Genomic DNA, 12,188 nt, shown 5'->3' with positions numbered 1-12,188 from the left:
TAAGGCTACCAACGGTTTTCTTTATCAACAATCTCCAGCGGTCTTCTTGCGTCGTCAAATCCGTTTCATGTCTCTGACAGCGACGATCCAGAGCGTCACAGGGCACTTAAAGCTTAACACGGCATGCGGACAAGGGTATAGTGATGCTCATCGGTCACCATGAGCGAGAAAGGACGAATTGCCAATGAAGCGCGTCTCCCTGTTCATCCCCTGCCTGGTCGACATGGTGCTGCCCCACATCGGCGAAAGCACCGTGGCCCTGCTGCGGCACCTGGACTGCGAATCGACGTATCATTGCGAGCAGACCTGTTGCGGTCTGATGTCGTTCAACAGCGGCTTCCGCAACGAAGCTCGGCGCCTGGCCCGGCACTTTATCCGCGTCTTCGAAAACGACGAATGGATTGTGAGCCCCTCGGGATCGTGCGTCAACATGGTCAAAAATCGCTACCTGGAGCTGTTCGACGACGATCCGGTCTGGTTTGCGCGGGCCCACGATCTGGCTCCCCGGGTCTATGAACTGAGCCAGTTCATCGTGGATCACCTCGGAGTTGAAGACCTGGGCGGCACTCGCCATGCCAAGGTGGCCTATCATGAATCGTGCAGTACACTGAATGCCCTCGGTGTGTCGGCCCAACCCAAGGCGCTGATCCGCTCGGTACGGGGCACGGAGCTGGTCGAGCTCACCGGCGCCGACATCTGCTGCGGTTTTGGGGGCACCTTCGCCAACAGCTTCGCGGACGTATCCACGGCTCTGGTGCGCCAGAAAGCCCAATACTTCCTCGACAGCGGCGCGGATTTGCTGGTCATGTGCGATCCCGGCTGCCTGCTCAACATCCAGGGCTATCTCGACCGCCATCACCCGGGACGGGGTGCCGTCCATCTGGCCGACTATCTGGCTGGGAGCATCGGAGATAAAACACAGGTGGCGACATGAACATCACGACCGATAAGTTCAAAGAGACGGCGCGCCAGGAACTGGCCAACGCCCATACCCAGAAATTTCTTCAGATCCTGCCCCTGCGGCTGGCTTCCCGACGCGATAGCGCCTACCAGAGCTTTCCCGATCCGGTAGCGGCCCATCGATACGGCCAATCCATTCGGGACGAATCGATCCAGCGACTGCCCGAGCTGTTGCAGGTTTTTGAAACCAACGCGATCGCCAACGGGGCGCGGGTCTTCTGGGCCGAAGACAGCCGGGCCGCCAATGGTTACATCGTCGAACTGGCCAAACGACACGGCGTATCCTACGTGACCAAGGGCAAATCCATGGTCACCGAGGAGTTGGGTTTGAACGAGGCCCTAACCCAGGCCGGCATCGAGACCTGGGAAACCGACCTGGGCGAATTCATCACCCAACTCCTGCACCGTCCGCCGTTTCACATTGTCGGGCCGGCGCTGAACATTCCGGTCGAACAGATCTGCGACATCTTCCTGCAAAAAGGGGTGATCGACGCCCCCACCACCGACCCGGTGGCGCTTGGGATGGCGGCGCGCCGGTTCCTGCGCGAAAAATTCCGCGATCTTCAGATGGGGATCACCGGTGTCAACATGGCCGTGGCCGAAACCGGCACCGTGATCAACGTGGAAAACGAGGGCAACATCCGCCTCAACAAATCGAGCCCGCGCATCCTGGTCTGCGTGATGAGCCTGGAAAAGGTGGTGCCGACCCTGGCCGATGCCATGCACATGCTGCGCGTGCTGTGCCGCAGCGCCACCGGTCAGGCGGCCGGCGCCTACATCAGCCTGGACAGCGGTCCCAAGCGATCGGATGAAATCGACGGCCCCGAAGAGCTGCACATCGTTATCCTGGACAACGGCCGTTCGGCCGCCTACCAGGATCCGAAAACACGCGAAGCCCTGCGCTGCATCCGCTGCGGGGCCTGTTTGAACACATGCCCGGTCTATGGCAAGGTCGGCGGTTATCCTTACGGCTGGGCTTACTCCGGTCCCATGGGCCAGGTGCTGACCCCTGCCCTGCAAGGTCTCGGCAACACCGGCGATCTGATCCGCGCCTGCACCCTGTGCCATCGCTGTAAAATCATCTGCCCGGCCGGCATCGACCATCCCAGCCTGTTGCTTTATTATCGATATAAGGATGTGGTCGGAGACCGGGCCTTGGGTGGCAGCGGCGCCGGATGGCGCGAACGGTTCGTTCACACGCTCCTTTCCGTGGCCGGCAGCGATCACCGCTTGTGGCGGCTGTTTGCAAAGGTCGCCCGGCTGGCCGCCAATCGATTCCGGAGCGGTGATCGGATTCATTCGATGCCCAACGGTCCGCGGGGCTGGTTCAGCAGCCGTGACCTGCCCGCCCTTCCGGCCAAAACCTTCCGTGAGCGTTGGGCGCAAATGGACCCAAAGAAAAATTGAGGCACGCCATGACCGATCAGGTCCGACACAGAATTCTCCAAAGACTCCAGGGGGCCGAACGAAAAAACGCGGTGAAGAGACCGACGCTGCCCTTGCCGCGGGAACACCACCTGGATGCGGCCCAACTCAAAGATCAGTTCATGGCCCAGTTCGAAGCCCAGGGCGGGACCTGTTATCCCGTGGCTGACCGGGATGCATTGCACGACCGCCTGGCCGCCATCTTCCAGGCCGAGGGCATTACCCGGGCGATGGCCACGGCGGACGACGTGCTCTTGCCCCTGGACCTCGTCCGCTGGGGAGAGCGAAGCGGTGTGTCGGTCGTCATGCCGCCCGATTATCCAGATCGTCGAGGCTTTACCCGGGCGGTTTTCGACGATGTCCAGGCAGGGATCACGGGCGTGGATTTCGCCGCGGCCGAATCGGGCACCCTGATCCTCGCCCATGGCCGAAGCCAGGCCCGTCTGGTCTCTCTGGCGCCCCTGGTGCACGTCGCCATAGTTCCCGTCACACGCATCGTCGGGACCTACGACACGGCCATCCAGGCCCTTTTCACCGATGGCCGCAGGCCCTCCCAGGTCAGCTTCATCACCGGGCCGAGCATGACGGCCGACATCCAGGCCACGATGTTCAAGGGGATGCACGGGCCCCAAAAGATCTTTGCGTTGGTGCTGGAATAAATTGTACGCCTGGAACAGGCGGCGTGCCTCGAGAACGTGGGGCCATGGCGAGACGGAGATGTCGCGATGCGTACACAGCTTATGAGACTATATACCTGAAGGAGGGCACTATGTTCTATGACCATTTCGATACCGGCGTCATCGGCACGCTGACCCTGGTGGCCGACGAGGCCGGCCTTCGGCATATCGACTTTGCCACAGCGAAGCATCCCACGAAGATGGCGCCGTCGTGGAAGAAAAACCCGGGTTTTTTCAAGGCGGCCAAAGCCCAATTAAGGGCCTATTTCAACGGCGAGCTCAGAGCCTTCGACCTGCCCCTGGCCCCCACCGGCACACCCTTCCAGCAGCGCGTCTGGCAGGTTCTGGGCACCATCCCCTATGGCACCCTGGCCAGCTATCGTTGGGTGGCCGAAAAGATCGGCAACCCCAAGGCCGTGCGCGCCGTGGGTGGGGCCAATGCCAGAAACCCCCTTCCGGTGGTGATCCCCTGTCACCGGGTCATCGGTCGCAACGGCGCCCTGACCGGATTCGGCGGGGGGCTGGAGATCAAACAGCGCATGATCGAACTCGAAAAAGCGACATGTGGCACGAACGACAATCGAATGCTGCTTTGACAAAAGGGTTGACACTATTTCGACCCCGTTGCTACGAATCGGAAAAAAATCAGATGAAGCAATTCGTGCGTTGATCCAAAGGAGGCGCCTATGAGTGAAAGCATGTACATCGTCATCGACCTGGTAGGGACCAGCACCACGTCATGGCAAGATGCCGCGCAGAATGCCATCGAAACCGCGGGCCTGAGCCTCGACAACCTGCGCATCGCAGAAATCACCCAAATGGACATGAAAGTGGAAAACGGAAAAGTGATCGCCTACCGTACAAGGGTGAACCTCTCCTTCAAATACGTCGAAGACGATTAGGCCGGTCTGGTCCAGGGACGCTGAATGGCCACCCGCCCAAATCGTGCGAGCCGAGATGGCCCAGGGGCTGCATCCGGTATTTCTGCCGGAGTCTTGCCGCCCGGAATCTCTCAAGCCACGCTTGTCCTGTCCACCCATCGCCCCGAAACCGTGCCTTTGGCCAAAACATTGATGGCGGATCACGATACGGTGATCCTCGAGGAGCCGCCGGATCCCGGATTCACATCAATGCTTTCCGGGCGGCTGGAGATTGACGCCTATCTCCAAGAACTGGACCTGGAATTTCCGGCCTACAGCAGGCTCATGTGCGAGGCGCTGAGAGTCCTTCAGCACAAAGGGATACGGATTGTCCAGGTCGAACCCTTTATCGACACCCTGCTCAAGATTCACGAATTTTTTGCCGATGGCGGCAAGCCTTCGGATTTGCCGCAGAACACCACCCTGCACCGGGTGTATGAAGTGGAAAGGAAAGCCACCGCGGCCCTCCTGAATTTCTATTCGGTATCGGTCAGGGGCACTTTTGACGCCTGTATCGAAGCGGTCAAAAGATTCGCCCGGGCCGATGCGCAGCGGTTTGCCTTGCGCGACCAACTGCGGGCAGAGGGCATCATCGAGATCATCGCCGCTCCCGGCAGGCATTTTATCGAAGCCGGGCAGATCCATTATCCGCTATGGCGGGAACTGAAATCCAGGCTTCCCCGGGGGTATCGATTGAGGGTCTGCTTCCTGATGGCCGCGATCTTGCGCACCCTGGGGTTAAAGGGACACCTCTATGGCCCCGGTGATCTCCTGACACTCCTGTACCGATTCCATCCCCATCGACGCTTCGATGAAGAAGATATCCTGGCGGCCCGCGCACTGGTCTTTATCAAGCTGATTGCCAAAGAAGAAATCGAAGAAACCAGCGATCCTGTTCCCCATTGCCGCGATGAACTGGAGATCGGTGCGATCACCAGAGCCCTCTCCATGGCCGATTGTCGCCGGCTCTTCGGCCTGATCCGCAAAAAATCCACCCCTGATGCCCGTGAGATTGTGCTTCGCATGGTGGGGGCCAAGAGCAAACTCTGACTGGCATTGAACCGATTCGCCCCGCGTTCAACGGGAACCCGAGCCATACATTGAAAAATGGGTATTAACGCCCATTGACATTCTGCAAAAGCCAAATCATTTTTTTATATATGTGATGGGTACTTATAAAAAGGGGGGCGCGCCATGAAGGAATCCATGCTCTACGAAAAACGGGACGAAAACAAGGTGCGGTGCCATCTTTGCAGCCACCATTGCAGCATTCACCCGGGCAAACGGGGGATCTGCGGTGTGCGGGAAAACCGGGACGGCACGCTGTATACGTTGGTTTATGGCCGGATCGTGGCCGAGCACATCGACCCCATCGAAAAAAAGCCCCTTTTCAATTTCTTGCCAGGATCCAAGGCCTATTCCATCAGTACGGTCGGGTGCAACTTCCGATGCAAGCACTGTCAGAACAGCGATATTTCCCAGTACCCCCATGCCCACGGCGGACGGATCATCGGCGAAGACCGGACCCCGGCGCAGATTGTGCGAAGTGCCAAGTCCGCCGGCTGCGCAAGCATCGCCTACACCTACACCGAACCGACCATTTTCTTCGAATTTGCTCATGATACGTCCATCATCGCCCACCAGGAAGGCATCCAGAACGTTTTTGTCAGCAACGGCTACATGAGCGCCGAGGCCGCCCGCAAGATTGCCCCGCATCTGGATGCCATCAATGTGGATGTAAAGGCCTTCACCAACAAATTCTACAAGGAGGTGTGCGGCGCCCGGCTCGAACCGGTTCTGGACACGATCCGCCTCATGAGAGAACTGGGGGTCTGGGTGGAGATCACGACCCTGATCATTCCCGGCTGGAACGATGGCGAGGAGGAGTTGCGGGAGATCGCCCGTTTCATCAAAAGCGTCGGCCGCGAGGTGCCGTGGCATGTGACGGCCTTCTATCCCTCTTATAAGATGATGGACCACCCGCCGACCTCGGTGGCCACGCTGCGGCTGGCCCGGGATATCGGCATCTCCGAAGGGCTTCGCTATGTCTACGAGGGCAACGTCCGGAACAGCGGCGGCGAAAACACCCACTGCCATGGATGCGGGGCGGCGGTCGTTGAGCGCTCGGGGCTCTGGCTGGTGCGCAACCGGTTGAAAGACGGCAAATGTCCCGAGTGCGGAGAGAAGATCGACGGTGTGGGCATGTGAGCGGCCCATTCCAAGATGAGGTTGCGCCGCCGGCTCGACAAAAAAGGGCGTCCATGTAGACCGCCCTTCGAGCGTCTCACCTCGGGTTCATCGTTTTCCAGAGCCCGTTAAATCTCGATATGGCCTTTCTTGAGCATCTCCGTGGGCATGAACCACCGGATACCCAGCCGTTTGGAGATGGCCTCGCATCGTTCGGCGACCTTGTCCCATCCCATGCCCTTGGCCAGAGCAAATGGCCCGAATACCGATCCGCCGCCGTTGACCACGGCCTTGTCGATCTCGGCGGCGCTGTGGGTCACACCCGCTTCGAGCAGCTTGGTGCCTTCGTTGACTTGCAGGCAGATGATGTCGGTGACATCGAAATTGGGGTCCGCCTTGGCCGGATCGATGGTCGGACGGGCGCCGCCCGGCCAATCGAAGATCCCCTTGCCGCTCTTCTTGCCCAGGTTGCCTTCTTCCACCAGGCGTTTCATCCAGCCGCGCGGTTCGAATTCCGGGGAGAGGGTTTCGGCAAAGTAGGCGTTGCCGTGCAGGTTCACATCCAGACCGGTGAAATCCATGATCTCGTAAGGTCCCATGGGGGCGCCGATGGAACGCACCTTGGCATCCACGGCCTCGGGATCCACCATGCCTTTCTCGTAGAGTTCGGCCATATACAAGCCGATGGGCGCTCCCAATCGGTTGTAGATGAAGCCGGGGGTATCTTTTTCCACCCGCACCGGAACCATGTTGCCCCGGAAATTTTTCAGCCGCGACATCAGCTCATAGCTGGTCTGCATGGTCTCTTCGGAGGTGCCTTCGCCGTGGATGACCTCTACCAGCAGCATCATCATGACCGGATTGAAGAAGTGGATGCCGAGCACCTTGTCGGGCCGTTTGGTGGCAGCCCCCATCCTGGTGATGCTCATGTTGGAGGTGTTGGATGCCAGGATGGCGTGGGCCGGCGCATGGGCATCGGCCTCCTTGAAAATCTTGATCTTCAAGTCCAGGATCTCCGGCGCGGCTTCGATCATGAAGTCCACATCCTTGACCGCTTCTCCCAGCACCGTGAAGCCTGTAATCGCACCCAGGGCCCGGTTCATCTCTTCGGCGGCCATCTTCTGTTTGGAGACCATCTTTTCGAAACTGGCCTTGATCCGCTGTTTTCCACGTTCGACGAACGCCTCTTTAATATCGTACAGATGGACCTGCAAGCCGCCCAGGGCGCATATCTCGGCGATGCCGTGGCCCATATCGCCCGCACCGATGATCGCAATGGTTTTAATGTCGTCTGCCTTCATCTTCGATCTCCCTCCCGTTAAATCTTTTCCAGAACGACCGCATTGGCATTGCCGAACCCGCCGCACAATGTGGCCAGGCCATACTTCTCATTGGGAAACTCGGTTTTCAGGATATTGTGCAGGGTGACCAGGATGCGCGCGCCCGATTCCCCGAGCGGATGGCCCAGGGCCAGGGCCCCGCCCCACACATTGGTCTTGGCGAACGGGGCATTTTCGTTGTCCAGCTTCAGCTCCCGGATGCAGGCCAGCGACTGGCTGGAGAATGCCTCGTTGATTTCCACGGCGCCCATCTCCCCGGCGCTCAGGCCGAAGCGCTCGAAAAGCCTTTTCACGGCATAGATCGGTCCGACACCCATCACGGTGGGATCGCATCCGGCCTGCGCGCCGCATTTGTATTTGTAACTGTAGGGCAATCCCAGTTTGTCGGCCTTGTCCCGGCTCATCAGCAGCAGGGCGGCCGCACCGCTGGTCAGCGGCGACGAGGTCGCGGCGCTCACCTTGCCGTTCTCCTTGAACGGCGTCTTCATGAGCATCATATCTTCCTTGCTGACCGATTCGCGGATCCACTGGTCATGCTCCACGAGAAATTCCGATCCGTCTTCCTTGTGCCCCATCACCGGCACGATTTCGTTCTTGAACTTGCCCGCGTCGCGCGCCTGCTTGGCTTTGATGTTGGAGTGATAGGCCATGTTGACCATGTCTTCCTTGGTCACGTGCCACTGGTCGGCCACCTTTTCGGCGGTATTCCCCATGGGAATGTCCATTGGGTTGTAGCGGTTCCAGAGGCGCGGCGGCATATCCATGTTCGCCGCCATGGGAACCTTCTCCATGTCCTCCACGCCGGAAGCGATCATGATGTCCGCTTCGCCGGCCATGATGGCCCGGGCGGCGTCCATGGTGGCGCTCATGCCCGACGGGCACTGATTGCATATGGTCTGGGACGGGACGCTTTCCGGATAGCCGGCCGCGAGCCACGCCAGGCGCCCGATATCGTTCTGCATCCCCGATGCGTTGGCCGTGCCCGCCATGATGCAGTCCACATCCTCCGGTTTGATCTTGGGGTTGCGCTCGAACAGCGCGTGGTAAACCGCAGTCAGCAACTCATCGGGGCGTACCTTCCGGAACCACCCCTTTTCGTTGTGAGCCCTGCCGTTCGGGGTTCGCACGCCGTCGATGATCACACACTCCTTCATTGGGTCTCTCCTCTCGTCATGAATCGTTTCGGGTCTAAAAGCGGCTTTATTGGACAATGCCTCTCCTCTCAAGCCGATAAATGGGGTGACCTTAGCACTTTTTGCAAGTCATCGTCACGTCTTTTGGCACACAAGCAGCGATTCTAACTAAATGTCATTCATTAAACCCGGCCCGGTTGGCACAGGTGGCCGATGCCACACGCCAAGCGGTCAAGAGCCAGTAAAATGCACGGCGGGCGGCCCAGAAACTCGCTGCGCTCAAACAGTCTGGGCCGCTTATCCGTCGTTTGCATTTAACTGGCTCTAAGACCGCAGGCTCACGTGGCCCTGGCCACCTGCCCAACCGGGCCTGCCATAAACGTTGCCATGGGATTTATTTATCAAACATCTTCTGGAATGCAGGCCCTTCAAGGTGAATCACATTCAGTCAGAACTTCTGTCACAAAAGATAGGTTGTGCCCATCCAGAAATAGGCAAATTGGGTCGAGATCAAGGCATGCGAAAAATTTTACCGCAGGCATATGTCGAATATTCCGAGGATAAAATTTTGAGCATAACGCGGATATCGGGCCAATTGGCCATTTGTGGATGGGCACTAGGTCGTGATCCTGATCACATCCCTCGACGGTTGATGGGGAAACCCCTCCAGGCCCGCCAGGTCGTCTTTGTCGCGCAAAAAGGTCGGACCGCTCTGCATGTAGAGCGTGATGAGCCGCGTCACGGCAGTCAATGTGTCCATGTGGGTGCGCTCGTGACCGTGGGAGGCGTCCACACCGAAGCCGATCAGGGCGGTGCGGGTATCGTTGCCGGCCTCGATGGCCGAGGCGGAATCGGAGCGGTAATAGCGAAACACATCCTTGCGAAAGGGAATATCGTTTTCTTCGCACAGGCGCACCAGCTTGCGGCTGAGATGGTAGTCGAACGGCCCGCTCTGGTCCATCATGCAGATGGTGGCCGCATATTCGCTGGAGGCCTGTCCCGGCGCCACCGGCGCATGGTCGATGACGACCATCTCGGCCACATCGCCATAGACGATGGAAGAGGCACCCGAGCCCACCTCCTCGGAAATGGTGAACAACAGGCAGCAATTGACCGGCAGGGCGATCTGATGGTCCTGGATCATCTTCGCGGCAGTGAGAAGCAGGGCGACGCCGGCTTTGTCGTCCAGGTGACGCGCGTTGATGTAGTCCCGGGAGGTGATCTCCGGCGTGGCATCGAAGGCGATGAAATCGCCGATCTCGTACCCGGCATCTTGGAGTGCCCGGGCATCGTGACACGGTTCATCGACCCGCACCTCGATCTGGTCCCAGTGGATCGGCTGGGTGTTGATTTCATCGTTGAAGACATGTCCGCTGGCCTTCAGGGGCAGCACCGTACCGCGCTGGGGCCCGTTTCTGTTGAAGATCGTCACCCGCGCCCCTTCGGCGAACCGGCTCGACCAGGTTCCCACCGGAGCAACGCCCAGGCGGCCGTTCTCCTTGAGTTCGCGGGTCATGGCGCCCAGGGTATCCAAATGGACGGCCAGGGCGCGGTTTACCGTGGATTGGGTGCCCTCGAGCACGGCGCGGATGGCCCCGCGGCGGGTCACCTCGAAGTCGATCGCCAAATGCTGGAGCACCTCGCCGACGTAGTGCACGATCTGGTCCGAATAGCCGGAGGGGCTGGGGATATTGAGCAGGTCGACGAGGGTCTTTTTTAAGAATGTCGAGTCGATAGCGGGCATTTCCATCATGGCTGCTGGGCACTCCCTTGAATCGTTGCCGTTTCGGGAAAGAGAAAATCGATGAAGCGTTCCACGACGGGCTGGGGTTCATGATTGGCCAGACCGGGCCGCTCGTTGGCCTCGATGATGTGGTAATCCGGCCCCTGGATGTCGGGCACGCACAGATCGAGACCCGTCACCGGTATGTTGAGCGCCACGGCGGTTCGTTCCGCGGCCGCGATCAGATCGGGATGCACATCGGCCGTCACGTCGTGAATGGTGCCGCCGGTATGCAGATTGGCGGTCTTGCGCAACACCAGGGTGCGGTCCAGGGGCAGCACCTCATCCAGGGAGAAACCCTCGGCGGCCATGCAGCGACGCGTCTCCGCGTCCATTGGCACCCGGCTTTCACCGCCGGTGGCGGCCATGCGCCGACGGTTGTATTTTTCGATCAGGGTCTTGATCTTGTGCCGGCCGGTGCCGACGATTTCAGGCGGCCGCCGCACCGCTGCAGCAACGAACTTGAAGCCGATGACGATCATCCGAAGATCGCGTCCCTGGACATAGGCCTCGATGAGCACGTCCGGGCAGACCCGGCGCGCCGCGGCGACGGCCCGATCCAGTGCGTCGGGCGTGTTCAGGTCCACGCTGATGCCCCTGCCCTGTTCGCCCCGGGCCGGTTTGACGACGACCCTGCCGAGCCGTTGGAGAATCTTGCGATTTTGCGCCGGCTCCCCGGCCGTGTATTGCATCGGCACGTGAATGTCCTGGCGTTTGAGCGTCTGATAGGTCAATCGCTTGTCGTCGCATCGCATCATGGCGATGGCCGAGGTCATATCGGTGAGGGATTCATGGCAACAGATCGACCGGCCGCCGAGGCTCAGTTGAAACAAAGGCACCTGCTCATCCACGATTTCCACGCCGATGCCTCGACGCCGGGCCTCGTTGATGATGATAATGGCATAGGGATTGAGCTGCTGGCCGGGTTGGGGCGCGATGAACAACGGTTGGTTGATCGGATTTTTATACTTGACGCAAAATACCGGCACCCGCTGAAAACCGAGCTTCTCATAGAGCCGGATCGCTTCGTGATTGTCGTGCATCACGCTCAAATCCACGTAATTGCGTCCCCGCGTGAAATAGTGCTCCACCAGATGGCGCACCAGTGCCTCACCCACGCCGGGCGCATTGGCCGACGGATCCACCGCGAGGCACCAGAGGCTCGCACCGTTCTCCGGGTCGTTGAATGCTTCGCAATGGTCCACGCCGGTCACCGTTCCCAGCAGCTCGCCGGCCGCGGTCTCGGCCACAAAATAGCTGCGCGCCTTGTCCGGGTGAAACTCATCGATGAACTGCCGGTCGAGGGGCACCATTCGGCGGCTCTGGTAAAGGGCGCTGATCTGTTCGATGTGTTCGCGGGAAGAGGCCCGCCGGATGGCAAAATGGGACGGCGGCTTTTTATCGGTTCGATAATCATAGGACCAGAGCCGGTAGGTGTGCGACGGATCGATGAAGAATTTATCCGGCGCCATGGAGAGAATGACGTGGGGATCGCGCAGATAGAGCGTGATATCCCGGTGACCGGGCGCCTCCTTGATCATGGCGTCGAACAGGGCCTGATTGCTGTCGAAGGTGTGCCCGAAGATCAAGCGCCCCCATCCCATCTCGATGCTGGCGTTGGCTTCGAGACGGCGAAAGGCCGGCTTGTTGGGCTTTTCCCAGTTGCGTAAGGTCGGCATATGCCTGCGATCCATTCGTTCGCGATGACCGCCGCTCTTCTTTTGCCTTTTCTCCATGGGACCTCCCTGTTACGTCCTTCCCTG

At 59.6% G+C, this 12,188-nt stretch carries 11 protein-coding genes; 7 read left to right on the top strand and 4 right to left on the bottom strand.

What is annotated here, in order from left to right; genetic code table 11:
- The first annotated feature begins 184 nt into the window (after nt 1-184).
- The 7 genes from DFT_RS02830 to amrS all read left to right on the top strand — a co-directional run bounded on the left by DFT_RS02830 (nt 185) and on the right by amrS (nt 6,190).
- The gene (locus DFT_RS02830; protein ID WP_054029711.1) at nt 185-934 is read left to right on the top strand and encodes a (Fe-S)-binding protein; all 750 of its coding nucleotides are present in this window, start codon (nt 185-187) and stop codon (nt 932-934) included.
- Nucleotides 931-2,367 carry a lactate utilization protein B gene (locus tag DFT_RS02825; protein ID WP_054029710.1) on the top strand — a complete coding sequence of 479 codons (1,437 nt, stop codon included), beginning with the start codon at nt 931-933 and terminating at the stop codon, nt 2,365-2,367. The genes DFT_RS02830 and DFT_RS02825 overlap by 4 nt, the downstream gene beginning before the upstream one ends.
- A gap of 8 nt (nt 2,368-2,375) precedes the next feature.
- Nucleotides 2,376-3,044 carry a LutC/YkgG family protein gene (locus DFT_RS02820; RefSeq protein ID WP_054029709.1) on the top strand — a complete coding sequence of 223 codons (669 nt, stop codon included), beginning with the start codon at nt 2,376-2,378 and terminating at the stop codon, nt 3,042-3,044.
- Between the two features lie 110 nt (nt 3,045-3,154).
- Nucleotides 3,155-3,658, top strand: a complete 504-nt coding sequence (locus tag DFT_RS02815) for a methylated-DNA--[protein]-cysteine S-methyltransferase (RefSeq protein WP_054029708.1) — start codon at nt 3,155-3,157, stop codon at nt 3,656-3,658.
- 90 nt (nt 3,659-3,748) lie between these two features.
- Entirely contained in the window at nt 3,749-3,964 is a 216-nt protein-coding gene (locus tag DFT_RS02810; RefSeq protein WP_054029707.1) for a dodecin family protein, read from the top strand.
- A 171-nt stretch (nt 3,965-4,135) separates the two neighbouring features.
- On the top strand, nt 4,136-5,032 hold the full coding sequence (locus DFT_RS02805) for a hypothetical protein (protein WP_161807065.1): 897 nt from the start codon (nt 4,136-4,138) through the stop codon (nt 5,030-5,032).
- Between the two features lie 144 nt (nt 5,033-5,176).
- Nucleotides 5,177-6,190, top strand: coding sequence for an AmmeMemoRadiSam system radical SAM enzyme (gene amrS, locus DFT_RS02800; RefSeq protein WP_054029705.1), 1,014 nt, complete (start codon nt 5,177-5,179; stop codon nt 6,188-6,190).
- A 107-nt stretch (nt 6,191-6,297) separates the two neighbouring features.
- Here the strand turns inward: amrS and DFT_RS02795 are convergent, their stop codons facing one another.
- The 4 genes from DFT_RS02795 to ngg form a co-directional block, all read right to left on the bottom strand.
- Nucleotides 6,298-7,470 (bottom strand): 3-hydroxyacyl-CoA dehydrogenase family protein, encoded by a 1,173-nt coding sequence (locus tag DFT_RS02795; protein WP_054029704.1) that lies wholly within the window; start codon nt 7,468-7,470, stop codon nt 6,298-6,300.
- A gap of 17 nt (nt 7,471-7,487) precedes the next feature.
- The gene (locus tag DFT_RS02790) at nt 7,488-8,663 is read right to left on the bottom strand and encodes a thiolase family protein (protein ID WP_054029703.1); all 1,176 of its coding nucleotides are present in this window, start codon (nt 8,661-8,663) and stop codon (nt 7,488-7,490) included.
- Nucleotides 8,664-9,258: 595 nt separating this feature from the next.
- Entirely contained in the window at nt 9,259-10,395 is a 1,137-nt protein-coding gene (locus tag DFT_RS02785; protein WP_235506159.1) for an osmoprotectant NAGGN system M42 family peptidase, read from the bottom strand.
- Nucleotides 10,392-12,161: an N-acetylglutaminylglutamine synthetase gene (ngg, locus tag DFT_RS02780; protein ID WP_054029702.1), complete on the bottom strand. Its 1,770-nt coding sequence runs from the start codon at nt 12,159-12,161 to the stop codon at nt 10,392-10,394. The genes DFT_RS02785 and ngg overlap by 4 nt, the downstream gene beginning before the upstream one ends.
- Between the last annotated feature and the right edge of the window lie 27 nt (nt 12,162-12,188).

The sequence above is a fragment of the Desulfatitalea tepidiphila genome, assembly GCF_001293685.1.
Classification (GTDB): Bacteria; Desulfobacterota; Desulfobacteria; order Desulfobacterales; family Desulfosarcinaceae; genus Desulfatitalea; species Desulfatitalea tepidiphila.
Note: the sequence above shows the minus strand (reverse complement) of the source record. Positions and strands in the feature narration are given on the sequence as shown.

Excerpts from the sequence above, each read along its gene's own strand:
- DFT_RS02830 (WP_054029711.1), top strand. The coding sequence starts at position 185 with ATGAAGCGCGTCTCCCTGTTCATCCCCTGCCTGGTCGACATGGTGCTG.
- DFT_RS02825 (WP_054029710.1), top strand. The coding sequence starts at position 931 with ATGAACATCACGACCGATAAGTTCAAAGAGACGGCGCGCCAGGAACTG.
- DFT_RS02820 (WP_054029709.1), top strand. The coding sequence starts at position 2,376 with ATGACCGATCAGGTCCGACACAGAATTCTCCAAAGACTCCAGGGGGCC.
- DFT_RS02815 (WP_054029708.1), top strand. The coding sequence starts at position 3,155 with ATGTTCTATGACCATTTCGATACCGGCGTCATCGGCACGCTGACCCTG.
- DFT_RS02810 (WP_054029707.1), top strand. The coding sequence starts at position 3,749 with ATGAGTGAAAGCATGTACATCGTCATCGACCTGGTAGGGACCAGCACC.
- DFT_RS02805 (WP_161807065.1), top strand. The coding sequence starts at position 4,136 with ATGGCGGATCACGATACGGTGATCCTCGAGGAGCCGCCGGATCCCGGA.
- amrS (WP_054029705.1), top strand. The coding sequence starts at position 5,177 with ATGAAGGAATCCATGCTCTACGAAAAACGGGACGAAAACAAGGTGCGG.
- DFT_RS02795 (WP_054029704.1), bottom strand. The coding sequence starts at position 7,470 with ATGAAGGCAGACGACATTAAAACCATTGCGATCATCGGTGCGGGCGAT.
- DFT_RS02790 (WP_054029703.1), bottom strand. The coding sequence starts at position 8,663 with ATGAAGGAGTGTGTGATCATCGACGGCGTGCGAACCCCGAACGGCAGG.
- DFT_RS02785 (WP_235506159.1), bottom strand. The coding sequence starts at position 10,395 with ATGATGGAAATGCCCGCTATCGACTCGACATTCTTAAAAAAGACCCTC.
- ngg (WP_054029702.1), bottom strand. The coding sequence starts at position 12,161 with ATGGAGAAAAGGCAAAAGAAGAGCGGCGGTCATCGCGAACGAATGGAT.